20 protein-coding genes, 1 tRNA gene and 1 other RNA gene are annotated in these 20,537 nt (G+C 34.6%); 7 read left to right on the plus strand and 15 right to left on the minus strand.

Annotated features, from left to right (window positions below; translation table 11 throughout):
• Positions 1 to 2,146, minus strand: a 2,146-nt coding sequence (locus tag MV052_RS01670) for a molybdopterin-dependent oxidoreductase (protein WP_297440354.1), incomplete at its 3' end; no start/stop codon positions are given.
• Positions 2,147 to 3,073: 927 nt separating this feature from the next.
• On the opposite strand from MV052_RS01670, the gene MV052_RS01675 reads away from it, so the two are divergent.
• A complete protein-coding gene (locus MV052_RS01675) occupies positions 3,074 to 3,616 on the plus strand; it encodes a hydrogenase maturation protease (RefSeq protein ID WP_297440356.1) in 543 nt (180 codons plus the stop codon).
• Between the two features lie 54 nt (positions 3,617 to 3,670).
• On the opposite strand, the gene MV052_RS01680 is transcribed toward MV052_RS01675, so the two are convergent.
• The 12 genes from MV052_RS01680 to MV052_RS01735 form a co-directional block, all read right to left on the minus strand.
• The gene (locus MV052_RS01680) at positions 3,671 to 4,453 is read right to left on the minus strand and encodes an ABC transporter ATP-binding protein (RefSeq protein ID WP_297440358.1); all 783 of its coding nucleotides are present in this window, start codon (positions 4,451 to 4,453) and stop codon (positions 3,671 to 3,673) included.
• Positions 4,446 to 4,991, minus strand: a complete 546-nt coding sequence (locus MV052_RS01685) for a hypothetical protein (protein ID WP_297440360.1) — start codon at positions 4,989 to 4,991, stop codon at positions 4,446 to 4,448. Before MV052_RS01685 ends, MV052_RS01680 begins: the two co-directional genes overlap by 8 nt.
• Positions 4,984 to 5,625, minus strand: coding sequence for an energy-coupling factor ABC transporter permease (locus MV052_RS01690; RefSeq protein WP_297440362.1), 642 nt, complete (start codon positions 5,623 to 5,625; stop codon positions 4,984 to 4,986). The genes MV052_RS01685 and MV052_RS01690 overlap by 8 nt, the downstream gene beginning before the upstream one ends.
• Before the next feature lie 9 nt (positions 5,626 to 5,634).
• Positions 5,635 to 6,612: a transporter gene (locus MV052_RS01695; protein WP_297440364.1), complete on the minus strand. Its 978-nt coding sequence runs from the start codon at positions 6,610 to 6,612 to the stop codon at positions 5,635 to 5,637.
• Entirely contained in the window at positions 6,599 to 7,024 is a 426-nt protein-coding gene (locus MV052_RS01700) for a hypothetical protein (protein ID WP_297440366.1), read from the minus strand. Before MV052_RS01700 ends, MV052_RS01695 begins: the two co-directional genes overlap by 14 nt.
• Positions 7,021 to 7,677, minus strand: a complete 657-nt coding sequence (locus MV052_RS01705; RefSeq protein ID WP_297440368.1) for a hypothetical protein — start codon at positions 7,675 to 7,677, stop codon at positions 7,021 to 7,023. The genes MV052_RS01700 and MV052_RS01705 overlap by 4 nt, the downstream gene beginning before the upstream one ends.
• 153 nt (positions 7,678 to 7,830) lie before the next feature.
• On the minus strand, positions 7,831 to 8,388 hold the full coding sequence (locus tag MV052_RS01710) for a hydrogenase maturation protease (RefSeq protein WP_297440370.1): 558 nt from the start codon (positions 8,386 to 8,388) through the stop codon (positions 7,831 to 7,833).
• 9 nt (positions 8,389 to 8,397) lie between these two features.
• Positions 8,398 to 10,656 carry a carbamoyltransferase HypF gene (gene hypF, locus MV052_RS01715; protein ID WP_297440372.1) on the minus strand — a complete coding sequence of 753 codons (2,259 nt, stop codon included), beginning with the start codon at positions 10,654 to 10,656 and terminating at the stop codon, positions 8,398 to 8,400.
• Positions 10,637 to 12,562: a hypothetical protein gene (locus MV052_RS01720; RefSeq protein WP_297440374.1), complete on the minus strand. Its 1,926-nt coding sequence runs from the start codon at positions 12,560 to 12,562 to the stop codon at positions 10,637 to 10,639. The genes hypF and MV052_RS01720 overlap by 20 nt, the downstream gene beginning before the upstream one ends.
• Positions 12,563 to 12,625: 63 nt before the next feature.
• Positions 12,626 to 13,351, minus strand: coding sequence for a cytochrome b/b6 domain-containing protein (locus tag MV052_RS01725; RefSeq protein WP_297440393.1), 726 nt, complete (start codon positions 13,349 to 13,351; stop codon positions 12,626 to 12,628).
• A gap of 73 nt (positions 13,352 to 13,424) precedes the next feature.
• Positions 13,425 to 15,203, minus strand: coding sequence for a nickel-dependent hydrogenase large subunit (locus MV052_RS01730; RefSeq protein ID WP_297440376.1), 1,779 nt, complete (start codon positions 15,201 to 15,203; stop codon positions 13,425 to 13,427).
• A gap of 1 nt (position 15,204) precedes the next feature.
• Positions 15,205 to 16,437: a hydrogenase small subunit gene (locus tag MV052_RS01735; RefSeq protein ID WP_297440378.1), complete on the minus strand. Its 1,233-nt coding sequence runs from the start codon at positions 16,435 to 16,437 to the stop codon at positions 15,205 to 15,207.
• Between the two features lie 348 nt (positions 16,438 to 16,785).
• Here MV052_RS01735 and MV052_RS01740 point away from each other — a divergent pair.
• Together MV052_RS01740 and MV052_RS01745 are read left to right on the plus strand one after the other, a co-directional pair.
• Positions 16,786 to 16,862 (plus strand) — tRNA-OTHER (locus tag MV052_RS01740).
• Positions 16,863 to 16,926: 64 nt separating this feature from the next.
• Positions 16,927 to 18,060, plus strand: a complete 1,134-nt coding sequence (locus tag MV052_RS01745) for a GGDEF domain-containing protein (protein WP_297440380.1) — start codon at positions 16,927 to 16,929, stop codon at positions 18,058 to 18,060.
• Positions 18,061 to 18,086: 26 nt separating this feature from the next.
• Here MV052_RS01745 and rplT read toward each other — a convergent pair whose 3' ends face one another.
• Both rplT and rpmI read right to left on the minus strand, forming a co-directional pair.
• Positions 18,087 to 18,446, minus strand: a complete 360-nt coding sequence (rplT, locus tag MV052_RS01750; RefSeq protein ID WP_297440382.1) for a 50S ribosomal protein L20 — start codon at positions 18,444 to 18,446, stop codon at positions 18,087 to 18,089.
• Positions 18,447 to 18,552: 106 nt separating this feature from the next.
• Complete coding sequence (rpmI, locus tag MV052_RS01755) at positions 18,553 to 18,744, minus strand: 50S ribosomal protein L35 (protein ID WP_297440384.1); 192 nt, start codon at positions 18,742 to 18,744, stop codon at positions 18,553 to 18,555.
• Between the two features lie 74 nt (positions 18,745 to 18,818).
• On the opposite strand from rpmI, the gene MV052_RS01760 reads away from it, so the two are divergent.
• The 4 genes from MV052_RS01760 to MV052_RS01775 all read left to right on the plus strand — a co-directional run bounded on the left by MV052_RS01760 (position 18,819) and on the right by MV052_RS01775 (position 20,496).
• Positions 18,819 to 19,046: a hypothetical protein gene (locus tag MV052_RS01760; protein ID WP_297440387.1), complete on the plus strand. Its 228-nt coding sequence runs from the start codon at positions 18,819 to 18,821 to the stop codon at positions 19,044 to 19,046.
• Between the two features lie 28 nt (positions 19,047 to 19,074).
• Positions 19,075 to 19,172, plus strand: an RNA gene (gene ffs / locus MV052_RS01765) — signal recognition particle sRNA small type.
• 29 nt (positions 19,173 to 19,201) lie between these two features.
• Positions 19,202 to 19,750 (plus strand): hypothetical protein, encoded by a 549-nt coding sequence (locus MV052_RS01770; RefSeq protein WP_297440389.1) that lies wholly within the window; start codon positions 19,202 to 19,204, stop codon positions 19,748 to 19,750.
• The gene (locus tag MV052_RS01775) at positions 19,747 to 20,496 is read left to right on the plus strand and encodes a glycoside hydrolase family 3 N-terminal domain-containing protein (RefSeq protein WP_297440391.1); all 750 of its coding nucleotides are present in this window, start codon (positions 19,747 to 19,749) and stop codon (positions 20,494 to 20,496) included. The genes MV052_RS01770 and MV052_RS01775 overlap by 4 nt, the downstream gene beginning before the upstream one ends.
• The last annotated feature ends 41 nt before the right edge of the window (positions 20,497 to 20,537 follow it).

The raw sequence follows: 20,537 nt of genomic DNA on the forward strand, positions 1-20,537 counted from the left end.
TATTTATCCAGAGATAATTTTCTCTCATCATATCTAAGAGCATAATGTTATTTGCAGTGGAGTTCTGCGTTTGCAAGGCATGTCGGCCTGATACAAATTTAAATTTTCCCTTCGGTGCTTCTTTATAGAGTTCATCCCTCCACTGAGGCATTGGATCAACCCCTTTATCTCTCATCGCTTCCAAATAACATTCGACTTTTGTAGATTTTGTACGGAAAGTTTTCTTTAAAGATGCCATCTCTTTCTCATCTATACAGGTATCTTGTGAATCGAGTCTCTTAGCTCCTGCTGTATAGTACTTTTTATCTTCAGGATAGTATTCATATTCATTCTCAGATAATTTTTTAAAGTACTTATCCATATGCGGGTAAAAAACACCTTTTTCTTTGAGTGTTTGATAGGCTTTTTCATCATAATATTCAAGCACTCTTTCTCTGCTAATCTCTTCTTGCGATGAGGCATAAGCAGATGAAATATTAAAGTAGTTTTCTTCAAAGGTCTCTTTAAATCCATAATCTTCAATATCATCTAAAAGATCTGCATTATATTTTGCAGAAATTTTAAACAATGGTTTTTCTATCTTTTTGCTCAAACCTTTTAAAATGTCAAAAAGAGATTTACTTTCATACATAGGATCTAGTACTTTATTTCGTAATACTATTGCTGGTTCAACACCTGAAAATGACTTCACAGGATCTTCACGCTCGAGATAGGTACACTCGGGGAGCACGACATCTGACATCATTACAGTATCACTCGGCATCGTATCTATAGTCACTGCTAGGTCTAAATTTTCAAACATTTGTTTTGTCTTTGCAACATTAGGAATTGCCTGCATAGGATTTTGTTTATAAGAGAACATCGCACGTAAAGGATAGGGTGTTTTTTTCTCAGCGACGAGATTTCTAAAGCCTATCCATGAACCATTTGGACCTATAAACTTTGCCGTTGATTTATCTACCCTTGCTTTGGCATTTGGATACTCTGGGGCATTTATACTTTGCCATTCAAGGGGAAGTTTTTTTCCAAAGACTATACCACCTTTGACATCGACACCTCCACCTAATGCTGAAAATATTGCCTGGGCACGGCGAAGCTGAAAATCTTGTAAACTCCAAGCAGTGCGACGACCTTGGTAGTAAATTGCCTTGGGAGCATGAGCCATAAAATCTCGAGCAATAGTTTTAATCTCTTGAGCATTTATACCCGTGATCTGCTCTGCCCACTCTGGAGTATAGTTATTTTCCAAAATGTGTTTTTTATACGCATCAAAGTTATTCATATTGTTTTCTACAAAAGTTTTGTTATAGAGTGTCTCTTTCATAACAACATAGGTAAGCGCTAAAACAAAGGCTAAATCTGTACCCACCTTAATACCTAGCCATTTATCAGCATGCTGTGCTGTATTTGTATAACGAGGGTCAAGCACTATCAGTTTAAGACCTCTTCCACGAGTTCGCTTAAACATATCCATAGTATCAGGTGTCAGTATAGCCTCTGCTCGATTTGCCCCTGCCATAATGACATAGGACGCGTTTTGCATATCTGCTTTACCGTAAGAACCAAGGGTAAGAGCATAACCTGCAATAGTCGTTTTTAAGCAAATGGAGGAGTGATTTACAAAATTATTTGAACCTACTAGCTCTCCCATAAACTGTTTAAAAGTATGCTCACCCATCCCCTCACCAGCACAATAGCCTAAGGTTGAACGATTGTCTCTCTCTTCATCAAGTATTTGTATTATCCCTTTAAATTTATCCGTGCCATTAAGGATAGCTTCATAAGCCTCGTCCCATGTCACACGTTTAAACTTTCCTGAACCTTTTTCACCTATTCTTATCATTGGGTATTTTAGTCTATCAGAATCATAAAGAGCGTGTATTCCAGCATCACCACGGGCACAAAGCATATTTTTTGATTTTGGAAAAAGAGGATTAGGATTTAATTTTTTTAAAATTCCATCTTCAATTTTTGCTAAAGCTGTACATTTATTCACACACATCTCACATACCGTCGCAACTACTCTATTATCTGGAATTTTTTTAATTTTTGCAAAAAGCGTAGAGGTGATACTTGCGCTTCCCCCAACAACAGTTAAGGCAACAGAACCTTGAAGAAACTTTCTCCGTGACATCTCAATTTTCATGCAACCTCTTTTCAATGAATTATTTGTTAATATTATATTTTTTTATATCTAAGCCTATTCTTAAACAATATTTTTAAAACAAATACTCATTATTAATGTCTATGTAAGACACCTTTATATAATATGCAAATGTTCATTCATAGCTGATGATGTAACAAAATAATGTAGTGTGTAATAATTTTATATTCCTTCGTTTAATTCAAAGCAAACTTACTACGTTATTTCTTTAAAAACGGACTTAAATGATGAAATGGACTACGAAGTGCCTCTATTGTGATAATTTAGTTTATACCCTTTCGGATAAAAGAGTTAAATGCTCTGTATGCTACAAAAAAAATTCAATACAAAAAATTAACAGGGTAATAACTCTCATCTATGCTTTTATAAATAATGAAAGTGCTTTTCATATAGCGAAGAGAAGCTTCTACTCATATGTATCTGTTCAAAAATACTACAAAGAATTTCGCATTATATGTGCAACTATTTGTGAGAGCCAATATGAAAACCTTAGGTCTAATCAATGTGAATATGAAGAATATTTTTATCTTGAAAAAGCAAAAATAAAGCAAAAAGATTCTGTTTTTGACGCACACAATTTTTTAACATTTGATTATAACAATCATATATACACTTTACTCATGCCCTCGCTTTACCATTATAAAGAACAATTTATAGAAGATTCTCTTGAAGACACCTATATAAGTGAGTTCAATAAGTTTAAACGTGACAGAAGAATTATAAAAGTTTCAAGTTATCACAACAATATTGTCAAATTTTGGAAATATTTTGAGACTCAGATACTCCATTATAAAGGTGTATCAAGAGAATCTTTTATATACTACTTAAAAGAGTATGAATTTAAATATAATCATACACAATCAGAAGCTATCGACCTGCTTATAAAAAACTATTTTAAGGCTTAATCTCATGAATAAAATCGCTATCCTAGGTGTTGGAAACATACTCGAAAAAGATGATGGAATAGCTATCTATGCAACATCTTATTTAGAAAAAAATTATACTTTTTCTCCTGCACTCACGATTATAAATGGTGGAGTAGAAGGTATAAACCTTTTAAATCTTTTTATGGAATATGAACATATTATCATTCTTGATGCCATTGAGATAGATGATGAAAAAGGTAGTATTTATCATATTCCATCTCAAGAACTAACAGGTTATGGTCTGAATTCTGGTGGGGCACATGAGATAGGAGTGCTACAGTGTTTTGACATACTAGAACTTATGGATAAACCAATTCCAAAATCAAGCGTACTTGGTATTATTCCTGATATTATTAATGTTGAAATAGGCTTAAGTGATTTAATGTATCAAAAATTTGATATTTATATAGAAACTCTTGTAAAAATTATAAAAAAAGAGGGGATTATAGTTACAAAGAAAACTAATGAGACCTCTGTGCAAGATATAATAGAAAAATTTAAAAATCCTAGTAGGATACTAGCGTAACACTCTATCTGCATAGTCAACAAAAATTGACTCTTGCAATGTAAAAATAGATTTTTAATTCCAGCTATGCAAATGGTAGTGTTTATGCTCTACCTTATCGTGTGCATGTTTGTGCTGGTGGACAAGTTGTGCTTTTATAAGGGTTGGCATATCTTCAAGGAGTGCATCTATAGCCCCATCAAAGACTATTTTGTGATTTGCTCCTATCACTATGGCTCTTTGTGCTAGTTCTCTGCCTAGACTTATATTGTGTGTTGAGACTATGGCTGTTATATCTAAGCTCTCTAAAAACTCCACGAGCCAACCCGTTGTAGGTGGGTCTAGGTGTGCTGTTGGCTCATCAAGGAGTAATACTTCAGGCTCTATACAAAGGAGTGAAGCTAAAAGGACTTTTTGTTTTTGTCCCCCACTCAGGGCAGTTGTGGCAGAGTTTAAAATAGACTCGATGGAGAATGTTTTAGCATAATGGTGAACTCTATCTTCTATGTTGTCAAATCCAAAATGTTTGAGTCCAAATGCTATTTCATCATAAACAGTTGGGTTAAAAAGCATAGCAGAAGGGTCTTGCATTTGCAGGGAAACATTTTTTCTAAATGTTTTTGAGTTTTTTTTAAGATAGGATTTATTTACAAGATTTTTCTCAAAAAGATACTCCCCCTTTTTGGGATAAATGAGTCCATTTAAAAGTTTAAGGAGCGTTGATTTTCCTGAACCATTTATGCCAAGGAGTAGTACTTTTTCATTTTTCTCAATCTGAAAACTTATATCTTCTAAAACTTTAATCTCATTAAGTTGAAAGTCTTGATAACTGTACGATATATTTTTACACTCAATCATCTATTAATCCTCGTGAACGCAGTCCCATACTCTGTTGGCTCGATTTATCAAGCATGGTAGTAAAAAGACTAGTTAGTAGTGGTTGAAGATTTTTCTTTTTGATACTACTTTTGAGTGTAGCCCCTCGACTCTTCAATCCATCATAGTAATCATACAACATATTTTTAAGTAAGTAAATCTGTGCATAGGTAAAACCATATAAAATAGACAAAAGAGGACTAAATTCAAATACTTTATGGAGATTTATCCGATGTAGTACCGTAAAAGTAAGAAGTGTTATAGCAAAAGCTCTCAAGTTGATAAGTAGGAGTGCAAAAATATCTACAGGCACAAAGAAACTATAAGCTATATATGAGAGTGAAATTGTAAAATTAAAAAGACCAATAACAATAAATACTTTTAAAAGTATTTTCCACCTTGCCTTTGACGCGAGTGCGAGGGTGATAATGATACTAAGGAGCATGACCCACTCCTTATGTATAAACCCAAGGGCTACAACTGTAAAAATATAAAGGATAAACCAAGTTCTATCATGCATCAAAAACACTTTTGAACTGTTTTTTGAGAAATTTTACTCCACTAAGCGTAACAAGTCCCTCCACTATACCTAAAAAAATGTGGGGAATAACTACAGAGGGAATAGTTACACTCAATCCAAAAGGAAAATACAGAGGTGTTTCACCTACAGAAGCAATAATCGGCTGTATGCCAAGAACAAGAGCGACAAGAGCGGAAGAGAAAAAAATACTCGCCCATCCAGCAAAAAAAAGTGCTATATTTTGTGAAAATCTCAATAGAATCTTGTAAGCATAGTGCGCGCTAAAACTCCCTACAAAAGCAATGGCAAGAATATTAACAGGATACGATGTAATCCCTCCCTCTCCAAAAATAAGAGCTTGAATAAGTAAAACTAAAGAAATAGCACTAAAAGAGACCCAAGGACCAAAAAGAAGGGATATAATAGCCACTCCACTCAAATGCATAGTTGTACCTCCAGGAAAAGGTATAACTATGAGCATCATCACAAAAGACAAAGCACTGACACCTGCAATGAAAGGTACTTTTTCTACATCTAAATCTATTTTTTTATAAGCACGTGCCAAAAGCACTGCACTTATAGCTGTAGCAGGAATATATGTCTGCGGTGAAATAAAACCATCAGGTATATGCACTACAAAACCCTAAAAAAGTGTAGAGAATGTAAATATAGCTCTATACTTTTCTTTACCCTCTGCACCCTGCTGAAGTGAGTCTTCATTCAGATTTGTCCATGTTGGTATTTTTACACCTGCACCAATACTGATAGTCTTATAAAATAGACGCATTCCTAAAGTTGAATAGAGAATTTCACCCCCTGTTGCAATTTGCTCTACACCATTTTCCTTATCTCTCCCAATCTTAAGATAATTTGCTTCAAGATCCGCATCAAGACGAAATTTTGATTTTTGGTTTGTGTAGAGTTTATAGGTAAAAGCTCCCGAAGCACGCATCTCATCCGCAAACTTTATACGGACATTATTACTATATGTATGCTCTAGAAAAGTATTATAAGAAGTGTCAAAAGAGAGAGTCACTGCATCACCATACCATTTTGTAGCACTAAAACCGAGCATAAAAGAGGGTGCACCAAATGTTAACTGAAGAAATGGGTCAAAATCTATGCTCTGGCTAGGAAACGTCACCTCTCCTTCTCCCGTTGGTAGACTTACGTTAACATATGTTGTATAATGCCAATCTTCCATATCATCAAGTGACTCAGTTTTTGGGTTGAGCATAAGTCCATCATCATATTTAAACCCAAGTGCCATCATCAATTTTATATCATGAAAACCACTACTTCCTATGTCATCTTCACGCTTTTTTGTATAGTAAGGCAAGAACGCATAGGCACTAAGATAAGGCGTAATTCCATACCCAAACCCATACATAAGGTAAGTCGTTCTATCTATCTCATCATCTACCGCTGATGTATATTTTGTATATGAAGCGTCTTCAATTTTTGCATATGCAAGCATTTTTCCCTCAGGAAGTGTCGCTGTACTTGTTGTCTCTAGTGGTGCACCTGGTCCTTCTAATCCTGCAATACTTAATGAAGCAACCCCGTGGTGTGCAAATGCAGCAGTTGTTAATGCTACTGTTAATAAACTAATTTTTTTCAATTTTTTTATCCTTTTTCTTTAAATAAATTAATCCAAAAAATCCAAAAATGACTACCAAACCAAGGAGTGCTTTAAGAATTGAATTTGAACTTTTTGTTTCTTGCGTTGTTTTTAAATTTTTATCTACATCAACAGAAAGAATTTTTCCATGCCCATCTTGTGAAAAAACTTTAACTGTCCACTTTCCCTCTCTATCTGGCAAGAACGAAAGTCTTGAGTGCACATCAGTTCTACCTACGACAAAAGGCACCTTACTATTTGGTGCATAAACTTCATAACTCTCAAATGAAAAGTCATCTTCTGTTGCAAAAGAGAAAGAAACTACAACACTTTCTGCCCTTGAAATTGAGTGATGAAGATTATGTGCAAAAAGTAAAGATGTGAACGCGAGCACTACAAAGATATATCTCATTTTTTTATCTCTATATTTAACGTCGTTGAATGTATGATTTTATCACATTTCACTCCATCTCCTTTAAGGGTATACGAGGCTTTTATATTTTGTAACCCTAATGCTCTAATACGCACATTAACATGCCCTTCCTCATCACTAACACCTATTACTCTATCGCCATAAGCAACAGTCACTCCTTTTTGCGGCTTAGCGTTAAAGCAAACAAGAAGCCTTGCTTTATCACCTTCCTCAATCTCTGATGGCTTGTTGAGTAATGTTAGTTCCAGTCCATTTTTAAAAAGCTTATCACCCTTATCGTTATAAATTCGCTTAATCGATTCTATACTTTGAAAACTTTTAATCGGCATTTTAACTTTATCTTTTGACTCCTTGAGTGTGCCATAGGGAGTTTTTGTGTAATATACTTTTTTAAGAGAAACAAAAAGTGCATCACATCCATTTTGTATAATCTTATTTGAAACATCAAAAATCCTTCCTTCTTTCAAACAAGACACCTTAGATATTTCATCCTTCTTAATCTCTCTTTCATCTCCGTGAGAGCTTTTTTTGTCTATATGTCCATAGAGTAAAGTAGAAGAATTATCTATCCACATGTCATGTGCCATAAGCGAATAAGCCAGTGTTATTAGTATTGTTGTTTTTTTAATCATGGTGGGATTATTATATATTTATATTTAAATCATTGTAAAAAAACTAATTTCCTATACAGAAACAGGACAAAAGTTCTTTACTTATCTTATTTATCAATAGATATAGAAGCTGAAATAGATAGACACAAGAACTCTATAACATAATACACTCAGTTAAAAGCCTCTTGAATGCTCTATACTTGGATTTGCAAAAATATCTAATACTGTCTGCAAAGTACACTCTTTATTTTTCTTTGTCACTTTTATCCCAAGAGACTTAAGTTTGTCGAGAGTAACTCCTATGTACTCCATCCAAAGTGCTTCAATCTCACTACTTAAAGCTACCTCAACGGAAATAATGTCTTTAGGAACCATACTTATCACTGTGGTCTCAGCCATAGCTTCAGTAAGAGAACAAATTTGTAACATTTCAGCTATTTCAACTTCATTTGCAGTTTTTTTTATAAGTGAACCATCTAAAAACTCATCCGTTGTTTTGATACTTATAGTTCCAATATCAAGTGTTTCATCTGAAGCAGTATTGATAATTATAACTTCATCAAATTCTTGTAACAATGGCATAAGTTTAAATCCTAAAGTACCCCCATCTACTATCTCTATAGTTGGCGAAAAATCGTAATTTTCTTTTATATATTTTGCACCATAGAGTCCTAATCCTTCATCTTTAAAAAAGGCATTGCCTGAACCAATAAGTGCTACTTTTTTATCCATTTTTTTTCCTTATATTGCATGATATACCTGTCCTAATGATATTCCACCATCATTAACTGGTGTTTTACTCTGTATAAAATACTTTCTTTTTCTAATTTTTAACTCTTCTATTACCTGCGATACTAAAAGCTTATTTTGAAAAACACCGCCACTTAACACAACAGGAAGGTCTGGATATTTCATTGTTATATCTATGATAATTTTCGTAATAGTATTGATAAATTTCTTCGCTATTTCTGCTTTATTGCTTTCTTGTAAGATTTGACATATCATCTCTTGATACTCTATAACACTACCTTGAAAAGAGTAGCTATACACCTCTTTCGACTTTGAAAGTGCAGATAAACTCTCTAAAACAAGACCACCTTCACCTTCATAAGCAAGCATTTTCAGGTGTCCACTCAAAGCATAAACAGCATCAAACAGTCGTCCTACTGAAGAACATTTCGGAGAGTTAATTTCTCTTTGATGCATCTGATAAAATGTTTTAAGTTCACTTTTTTTAAAAGAAGTTATAAGTTCAGATTTCATCATAAATATTTCATCTAATGTAAAATATTCAAAAAGGAGCGAAAGAGCAACTCTTCGTGGTTCTCTCACAGCTTTTTCGCCTCCTAGAAGAGCAAAATTTTTGAAATGATAAACTCTCTTATAGTTTACTTTATCGGCTACAAAAACCTCTCCACCCCATATACTTGCATCATCGCCATAACCAGTACCATCAAAACAAAATGCCAAAACTTTTTCGTCTAAAGAGTATTCAGCCATGCAAGCAAGGGCATGAGCATAGTGATGTTGTACCTGTAAAAGTTCAACACCAGTATGATTTTTAATATACTCTTTTGCCCAAAGTGTCGTTTCGTATTTTGGATGCTTATCACAAACAATTATCTCAGGTTCAAAGTTATAAACTCGCTTTAGTGTCTCTACTGTTCTACTGAAGTATTCAACTGCTCCTATGGAATTTAGATCTCCTATATGTGGAGAAAGAACAATGTTATTATTAAATGCTAGTGCAATCGTTGCTTTTTGATTTGCACCAAGTGCTAAAATTTTTTTCTTACTCTTATTTTGCATGAAAAAACTCTGAGGAGCGAAACCCCTTGCCATTCTAAGCATTACCAACGATGCATTGACATCTTGAACTACACTATCATCGCAGGCATTAATAATCTCTCTATCGTGAGTTAAAACACTGTGTATAACAAAAGGAAGTTTATTGAGTAACTCTTTAGCATCTCTTATCATTGGCTCATCACTTATATTGGCACTAGTAGCAACTATAGGAAAGTCCAAATTTTTTAAAAGAAGTGCATGAAGTGGTGTATAAGGAAGAAATACACCTATTCTATCGATATTTGGAGCAATAGAATCAGCGAGAGATGAGTTTAATTTTTTCTGCACAATGACTATTGGTCTCTCTTGAGAAAGAATAAGTTTTTCATCTTCTAGCGTAAGAGAAGCTACGCTTTTAATAGCACTGATATTTTGAAACATCACAGCTAGGGGCTTCGAAGGTCTATGCTTTTTCAAACGCAGTAAAGATACACTTTTTTCATTTCGAGCATCACAAACTATATGAAATCCACCTAGTCCTTTAATAGCAACAATCTCTCCACTTCTTATTAAATCACACAAGCTCGTAAATGCTTCTTTCTCATTCACTTGTACTGTTCCATTAGGCTCAAGAAGTTGAAGCTTTGGACCACACTTATAACATGAAATTGGTTCAGCATGATATCTTCTGTTATTTGGGTTATTATACTCCTCTTTGCACTCTTTACACATGACAAATTTATTCATAGAAGTATTTTTTCTATCATAAGGTAAATTTTTAATAATAGTATATCTTGGTCCACAATTTGTACAATTTATAAAAGGATATTCATATCTTCGATTTTGCGGATCATTAAACTCTTCAAGACATTCTTTACAAAGTGATAGATCAGCTGGAAGCATAATAGAAGTACTCATCCCGTTACTTACAGACTCTCTTATCTCAAAAGATATAGAACCTTGAGAGTCAATTTTTTCTTTACCAATAAAATCAATTCTTGAAAGCGGAGGACTCAACAACGTTACATCTTCTAAAAAAAGTTCTATTGCAACACTGCGTCCCTCGACTTCTATCACCACGCCAGAACCATTGTTGAAAATAAAACCCGAGAGTCTATGTTTTGACGCAAGTTTATAGATAAAGGGACGAAAACCTACACCTTGTACGATTCCGCGTATTTCTATTTTTACCCTACAGGAAGAGTCCGCCAACAACAGCATTTTCCTTTCCTATTGGGTAATTGATATTCATATGAGGAGGTGTCTGCTTAAGATTTCTCTGCATTCTTGAGAAAAGAGACTGATTTGCGAAATGGGTACCACAAAGAACTATCTCTGTAGCCTTTGTTTTACTTTTAAGTTCTCCAAGGAGTTCACTAAAATAATCCCCAAAACTTTCAAAAATAGAATAACTTAATATTGCAGTACTCACATCAGCCAACTGATAAGATATAATACTAGTAAGAAATGCAATATGATCAAACCTGTTGTCTTTTACATGTGTATCTATCTGTAATCCGCCCTTTCCTACAAACTTCATCGCTTCATTGACGACACCTCGCATACTCTCATCTTCAAGTCCTAAAAGAATTGCTGTAGCTTCAAAAAGTTTTACATCATCTCTAGTTTGCAGTGCTTCTAACTTTGCATAAGCTTCTGGCATTTTAGTTTTAAAGTTAACAACAAGTCTATCTGATCCTTCTCTCAACTCTGTCATATTTTGTAAAAGGTTTGTTGTATCAAAAGGCTTTGGTGGTACAATTCTTATGCTGTTTTTCCCATCATAATATAAAAAGGATGGCTCTTCATCGAAATAAGCACCTACACATTTCTTAGAAAAGAGATTGTGTTCAGCTATCACTGACATGAAAGATGCTTCATCTTGAGAAATAATACGTTGTTGACTATGATATAGTTCTTCATCCCCCTCTAAAACATTTGCCTTATCAACATGAACAGAGTCAAATTTCTCCATTTTATCAAAAAGAGTCTTCCCTTTAAATGCGACAGAAACAAAATCATGAGCTACACTGAGTATGTTTTTGGACTCAAATGCTACAGACGGAAAAGAAACTCTTTCTCCCTCAGCTAAAAACATCACGTCCTTATTTAAGAAAACTCTTAAATCTTTCTGTGAATTTACTTCTAAATCATAATCCATCTTTATATCAGCTTCAGTATATTCATCTGCTTCTTCATAAGCGATATATTCAAATCCAAGTTTTTGAAGTTCTACGCACAGAAGTATAGAAAATCCATCTTCTGGGTATTTTACATATCCTGTATTATTTTTTGTTAGTTCTTTAAGTTCTTCCGATTTTAGTGTTACATTCAAAATAGGTCGCTCAATCGAAAGCAGTGCTTGAAACTCTTCTGTAATAAGAGAAAGATTGTCTGTTATTTTTGAAGCATTAATCATCATAATGATAGACTCTTTATTCAGTTGTGAAGCTTTATAAAAAAGTCTATGACCGAATGTTGTTTTCATAAGAAGCTTCTTGTCGTCAGCTATTGCTTTTGCTGCCACCTCAAACATCGTTCTAAAACTACCAGCATCATTTGCATAACGTTCGCTTGATTTATTTACTAAACGAACAGGAGGTGCACACTCATGACAAGAGTTGATGTAATGCTTCTCTTTCAGACCACTACTCTGCATCTCATCTTCACATTTTGAGCATGCTCTTAAAAACTTAAAACTTGTATTTGCTCTTTCATATGGGTACTTTTTCAAAAAACTATAATTCCCGCCACAGCTATTACAAGAGATAAAAGGGTAATAGTATCTTCTTGATGAAGGATCAAAAAGCTCTTTTTGACAGTTAGGACAAAGTCCAAGATTAAGAGGGCAGTCACTTTTTATTTCAGGAAGAGACTCTACAATCTCCTCACTTTCATAATTTTTTGAATCTTTCAAAAAGATAGAAGCCGGTAATTTTTGTGCAATTGATTCAAGACACTCTTGTAATTTTTCATGCTCTGAATCAAAAACAAATATTATTTTTGTTTCTTTTTCTTCTATATGTGTATTTATACCAAACTCTCTAATGAGATTAACAATAGAATTCCGTATATACTCTTTTTTTGCTATTAGTTCAATTTCAAGGACAAAAGCCATTACTTACCTTTTTCATAATCATAGCAAAAAGTATTTAAACTTTTTGCTATAAAATGATTTAATTTAAATGTCAATATTTTTATTACCATCTTCATTTACTTTCATAAATTTACTACCTCCTACAACAATGGCGATATCGCCTTCTTGCCAAAAGATTGTTCTCCATATTTGATAATATATATGAAATACTACCCAAATAATTATAATCCACATACTCATATGGTGAACAATTCTTACATCCATAATTGAAGGAATATTTCCAGCCATTCCTACCATCCATGCACTTACTGGGATAGTCCAATCAGTAATTAAATGTAACATCCAAGGCCACCAAACACCAATACTACTCTCTCCTGATGCTAAACCATGAACATAAAGCTGAAGACCTGTAAAAAGCATCCATGCCAGCAACATATGAAAAATAATAAAGTAAACAGAATTAAAACTATCACTGTGTGATGAATCAAACTTTTTTCTTCTATTTAACGTTATAAGATTTAAAATTACTTCAAAAAATTCTATGATATTCTTTTTTGTTGGTATAATTTTCAAATAATGCTTTTCGAATCGTGAAAAGAAAAACAGGTAGCTCACTATTATTGAGGTTACATCAAATATAATCGCAACCATAAAATGTCCCCAACGGTTCCAAGCCATGACATACTTATCTACTGCATCATCAGCTATGAAAGCTTGATAATATGGATCTGCAATATAGAGACCAGTAATAATTGCAACTATCATTGAAAAAACATTTACCCAGTGAATAAGACGCATACTAAATGTCATACGTCTCACTCTCACTCTCTTATGTCCTAGTTTATCGTCATATTCGACATTTTTACTACTCATGCTATTCTCCTTAGATACTACATTGAGTATCTATCTTATAAACACCAAGTTCTTTTCCCTTGCTATCTACAACATGCACAGCGCAGGCGATACAAGGGTCAAAACTGTGAACTGTTCTAATGATCTCTAGTGGTTGCTCAGGATCTGCTACTTTCGTACCAATCAGAGAAGCCTCATAAGCACCTAAACGACCCTTATAGTCTCGAGGCGCTGCATTCCATGTAGATGGAACAACTGCTTGATAGTTAGAGATTTTTCCATCTTCAACTTTTACCCAGTGACCAAGTGCACCACGTGGTGCTTCTGCAAGACTTGCACCTTTCGTGCTTACACTCACCTTATCAAAATCAAACTCTGTCCAAGTATTTAAATCCCCAGCAGCAGCGTTCGCAGCTAACTCATCAACCCATTTTATCATCTCATCAGCCATTAGTTCAGTTTCTATCGCTCGTGCTGCTGTACGCCCTACAGTACTAAAAAGAACCGTAGTTGGAAGATTACCCTGTTTTAAAAATTTAGTTACATATTTTGTGATGAGTTCGTGTCCGGAGGCAACACCGACTATCATACGAGCAAGAGGTCCAACTTCCATTCTTTTATCATCATAAATCGGAGATTTAATCCAAGAGTATTTTTCATCAGTTTTAAGATATGACATGCCATCTGCTTTTTTCTCTAACCCTGTATACTTAGGAATAGTTGTTCCATCATATGGATGTTGTGGCTCTGCGGCATCATACCATGAATGCGTAACATCCTCTTTAATCTTCTCTGGATCAAGTGGGTAAACTTTACTTAAGTCACCATTTAAAACAACACCAGATGGGAAAAGAAGTGCAGACTTATAAAAACCAGTATCATCTAATCTAAAATCTCCATATGTCATATAATTCAGAAGACCACCACCTGTTCCTCCAACGCCTTTTCCTGTTGTATGTGCAGTATATGTAGCTGTCGCATCTGTTGCTTCATCCGCATACATAGTTCCTGCCATATATACCGTAGGAAGATAAGCCTGTTTAATAAACTTAGTACAGTCTTTCAAGATACTTTTAAATAAAGCTATACGAGCTGGGTTTTGAATATCTTGTACACAAGTAACTCCACCAACAACAATTGATTGTGGATGTGGATTTTTACCACCAAAGATTGCCTGCATTTTTGCCATATCTCTTTGAATATCAAGAGCTTTTAAATATTGAGCAACACCGATGAGATTTTGTTCTGGTGTAAGCTTGTAGTGCTTATTTCCCCAATAACCATTTCCAAAGATACCTAAACGGCCTTGTTTAACAAACTTAGCAACTCTATCTTGAATCTCTTTGTACTGTCCTGCACCTTCAATATAAGGGTTTGTACCAGCTACTTTTGCCCACTTTACAGCTTCCTCTGAAGTTTTTTGAGGATCTGCAGAAAGAGCCGAAACAACATCAACAAAATCTAATGCATGAAGATGATAAAAATGAACTAAGTGGTCATGTAGATAAAGAGAACCTTGAATAAGATTACGTACTAGACGTGCATTTTTTGGAATAGTAATATCAAATGCATCTTCCACTGACTCAATTGAACGCTGGTAATGTGTACCCGTACAAACACCACAAATACGCATAGCTAAAAGACCTGCATCACGAGGGTCACGACCTTGTAGAATTGTCTCTATTCCACGAAATAACGTTGATGATGCATATGCATCTACAATTGTATTGTTCTCATCAATTACAGCTTCTATTCTTAGATGCCCCTCAATTCTTGTAATTGGATCTACTATTATATGTTTTTTTGCCATTTTAATACTCCTTATTCTCAGTTTTTCCAGCTATAACACTTGCAGCCGCATGTATCCCTATACCAATACTCGCTGCCGTTAATAACCCCAAACCAAATTCATCAACAGTTTTCTCAACACCACCAGTCGGTGCTTTTATTTTTGCATCAGCCATTGGACGCTCGTATGCGTATTTATCCCAAAAATCAGGTTCAGAACAACCAATACAACCACGACCAACACCGATAGGCCAGTTTACACCCTCGTTATATCTAACAATAGAACAGTTATTAAATGTCATTGGACCTTTACATCCAACTTTATAGAGACAAAAGTTGTTTTTAGCACCTTCATCACCCCACTCTTCTACATACTCACCCGCATCAAAGTGTGCACGTCTTTCACAGTTATCATGTATTCTATATCCAAATGCAAATTTAGGACGTAGTAACGAATCTAATTCAGGAACTTGACCAGTTAAAATATAGTGAATAATCACACCAACCATATTGGCTGGATTAGCAGGACAAGCAGGAATATTAATAAGTGGCTTCCCTTTTAAAACGTCCATTACGCCTACAGCACTAGTAGGATTTGGAGCGGCAGCTGGTACTCCTCCAAATGTAGCACAAGAGCCAACAGCAACAACTGCTGCAGCATGCTTTGATACTCTCATAAGATGATCATACATCGTTTCTCCATATGCACCAATAGTACCAAACTGTCCATCTAGCCCCATCGGGATAGCACCTTCAACGAAGAGTAAATACTTATCTTTAAATGTGTGCATTGCCTCTTCTAGCTGTTTTTCAGCTTGATGGCCAGAAGCTGCTTGTAGTGTTTCATGGAATTCTAAAGATATAATATCTAAAAGAATTTCATCAATTTTTGGTCCATCTGAACGTAGTAATGCCTCTGAGTTACCTGCACAATCTGAAAGTTCAATCCAGATAACTGGGGCTCTATTCATTAGAAGTGCTGCATCTGCAACAAGTGGCGTAAATGATGCTGGCAACATAAGCATACCCGTCACAGCACTTGCCCATTTCATAAAACTACGACGATCAACCCCTTGACTTTCTAGTAAATCGTCTATATCTAAACGATTTTCTCTTGGTGTTTGTGTTTTAAGTTCTTTAATTCTTGCTTCACATGATTGAAATAGCTGCTCATAATATGTATCACCTCTATTTGTTTCAACACGTGCACTTTTAGATGTAAAAAGTTTTTTAACACCTTCGATTCTATCTGACATAATATCTCCTCTTTTTAAGACTGAATAACTGTTCAGTATGCTACATAAAAATAACTTAAAGTAATATAATGAAAATTAAAAAAATATTATCATATTAAATTCTTATATTATAATAGGACTAAAATCCCAGAATCCAGAACCTTGCATAAACTGAACATACGTATAAGAGGGTCTATTTCATAATACTTTTTCCCCAGATAAAAAATTCTCCCTATCAGCATAGTGTACATTTTAAGTATAAAATTTTGTTTCTAGGAACTTGGAAGTTTTGTAAAATTAGACAAATTCTTTAAATGAATTACAGTTATATTTAATTATTTTTTAGATAAACTTCCACTCTTCAAATATGGTGTTGTAGCCAAGTGTTAAGGCGGCGACTTTGCAAAGTCGTGATCTCTTAGTTCAATTCTAGGAGAACACCTCCAATTCTATTTTTACTTCAAACTTAATTTAATTCAATACAAAAAATGATTTAGATAAGATATACATATGAACCTACAGATAAAAAGCAAAGTCAAACAGATACTCACATCTGATCTTCCTTTTACTGATAAAGTCTCTTATAGAAAGACAATATTGCTCAATACTATGCTGTTGTTTTTATTGTTCGTTTTGCTTTTTTTAACTATCTTTAACCTTATCACGCTTCATCACTATACTACGGCACTATTTGATTTTATTGCTTTTGTTTTTACTCTAGAAATCCTAGGTGATTTTAAACGCAATAACAATATACAAAGAACTTCCATACTTACAAGCATCATCATAGATATACTTTTAATACTTTTTGTATCCAATCATGGACAATCACACCTAGGAATTATCTGGCTTATTTTTGTACCTTTTGTAAACATTTTACCTAATGGAAAAAATATCGGTCTCACGCTAAGTATCATAATTTACTCATATTTTTACTATCTTGCCTATGAGGGTTTAGGTCTTTGGAATGACGGTTATTGGAACTATACAGATCTCATAAGACTTATGCTTTCAACTTCTATTCTTACAGCTCTTGTCTATCTTATGGAGTCTATCAGCGAGCAAGCTGACAAGGAATTAAAAAAAGTACGTATGCGTGAAAAAGTTATCATGAAAAAATTAAATACACAAGCGACTACAGATGATTTGACAAAGATGTATAACCGCAGATACTTTACAACAATCACGCCCTCCATTATCAACACCGCACGACGTGAAAATGAGTACCTTACCTTTTTTATCATTGATATAGATTTTTTTAAAAATTATAACGACTACTATGGTCACCAAGCAGGAGATGAAGCACTGCAAAAGGTAGCACAAGTCCTTATAGAGTTTATGCACAGACGAAATGATTTTGTTTTTAGACTCGGAGGAGAAGAGTTTGCAGGACTTATTAACTCAAAAAATATTGAACAAACACACAGATGGCTCACAACACTTTTAGAAACAGTTGCCTCTTTGGAGATAGAACATCTCAAAACAAAACTAGATAAAAAAGTTCTCACCATCAGCTGTGGTGCGTTTACAACAAAAGCAAATAAAAATACGAATGTAAATATACTCTATAAAATTGGAGATAAAGCACTCTATCAAGCTAAAGAGAGTGGACGGAATAAAATAGTGTTTATAAATGAGGGGTAATCATGCCTCATTAAAGAGGCAGATGACTATTTTGCTAATGCTGCTTTTGAAGCTTCAACAACTGCAGTAAATGCTGCTGCATCGTTCATTGCCATATCAGCAAGAATTTTACGATCTAGTTCGATACCAGATTTATGAAGACCATTCATGAAAGTTGAATAGTTCATTCCGTTTAAACGACATGCTGCATTGATACGGATAATCCATAATTTACGGAATTCACGTTTTTTTTGCTTTCTATCACGGAACGCATACATCATTGAGCGTTCTATTTGCTCTTTAGCTTTTCTGAAGTGTTTACGACGACCGCTGTAAAAACCTTTCGCTAATTTTAATATCTTTTTGTGTCTTCTTCTACGAACAACACCTGTTTTAACTCTTGGCATTTCTTTCCTTTTTTTTCTTTACCCAGCTGCGCTTAAGCAGTCGAGGTGCCATGTCTGTGATGGCTTGCCCAACTCTTTAAAGTTGGAGATTTATGAAAAACTAAAATTAGTTAATCATATCCTTAATGTTTTTCTCATCCGCTTTAGCAACTACTTTTGGAGCATTTTGCTTACGACGAGTTTTTGCATCTTGTTTTGTTAGAATATGGCTTCTAAACGCAGTTCCACGTTTAATTTGACCATTTTTCTTAACTTTAAAACGCTTTACAGCGCCTTTTACCGATTTCATTTTTGGCATCGATAATCCTTTTCGTAAAATTTTGGAAATGCGATTATACCAAAATATTTCTAAATTTTTGCTATACTCCATCTATGAATTCAATAAAACATATAGAAAATGCCCTAAAAGAGCTAGATGACGAAGTACAAAAAATACTTTTAAACTGGGATATCCCACTCAATGAAAAAGATAACCTTATGTTGCCAATTTTACAGCAAAAAAGAGTTTTGACACAAACGCTTGAAGACTTAACCTATCTAAAAGAACATCCACCAACTCCAAATCAACCCTGTGGAATTTCAAAATATAGAGAAGATTAAGGAAAATTAGTTATAATTTCATCGCTTCTCTTTAGACCTGTGCAATGGGTTGCTAAGATAATGTGTCAGAGTAGGAATACAGCAGCACACCTTAGTTTCTCATGTGCCGCAGCCATCTGGAGAGAGGCACCTCAAAACAATAAAAAAGAAAAACTATGCTTTACATAGTCACTGCTCTCAAACCTGAAGCACAAGCTTTCGTTGACAAATACAAACTCACAAAATCAAAACTTCAAAACTATACACTTTTTCAAAATCAAGATATCAAACTTATCATCAGCGGTTTAGGTGTTCAAAATGCAAGACTAGCAACACAAACGCTTATCAACCACTTTGACATAAGTGATGATGACTTTTACCTCAACATAGGAATCTGCGCTGCTTCAAAAGAGCACAACATTGGCGATTTGATTGAGATTGGTGCTATTTACCATGAAGATATTTGCTATGTATTTGATACTACAAAAGCGTGTATCACCTGTCTTGATCAAGAGAGTTCTAACACGCAGCACAAGATAGCCGACATGGAAAGTTATGGATTTTATGATGCCGTCATTCATAATCCTGCCATCAAAAACTTTCACATCCTCAAAGTCGTAAGTGACCACTTTGAACCCCAAAAAGTCACAAAAGAAAAAACAAAAACACTTATCTTTCATGCTATAGACAATATTCATACTATTATAAACAAGGATTTCTCTTGAAAATATTTTTACTCTTTTTAAGCCTTTTTCTCAGCCTAAACGCAGCAACACTTAGTGATACACAGCTCAAAAAAATGATAGGACGTATGCTTATCCTCGGCTTTAGTGCCAAAGAGATAAATGCAAGTTCACAAATAGCAAAAGATATCCAAAAGTATGATTTGGGTGGTGTGATACTATTTGATAGAGAATTTAAAGATAGAAACAAAACAAAAAATATTGCTTCTCAAACGCAGCTACAAAAACTTACAAAAGATTTACAAACATACTCTAAAAAACCACTTTTTATCGCAGTTGACCAAGAAGGCGGAAGAGTTGCACGACTCAAACCACAGTATGGCTTTGTAAAAATCCCCTCAGCGGCAAAAGTAGCAACACAAAATCTAAACGCAGTACACGAGATTTACCAAACGCAGTCACAAATGCTCCATAAAAATGGGATAAACCTCAACTTCGCACCAGTTGTTGACTTAGCAATCAACCCTAAAAACAGCGTGATAGTTGGGCTTGAACGCTCTTATGGAAAAAATCCTCAAAAAGTAGCAACTTATGCCGCGGTGATGATAGAAGAACAAAACAAAGAACACATCATCTCTGTTTTAAAACATTTCCCTGGTCACGGCTCATCTTTAGGTGATTCGCATAAAGGCTTTGTGGATGTCACAAATACTTGGACACAAAAAGAGTTAGAACCTGACCTTACGCACTTTTCAATTTCTGCAACTCCAGATACGAAATTTGATTAGCCCGAATAAGCAACTTCATCCTAAGTGCAAAATGATTTAAA

It is taken from the genome of Sulfurimonas sp. (assembly GCF_026988655.1).
Taxonomy (GTDB): Bacteria; Campylobacterota; Campylobacteria; order Campylobacterales; family Sulfurimonadaceae; genus Sulfurimonas.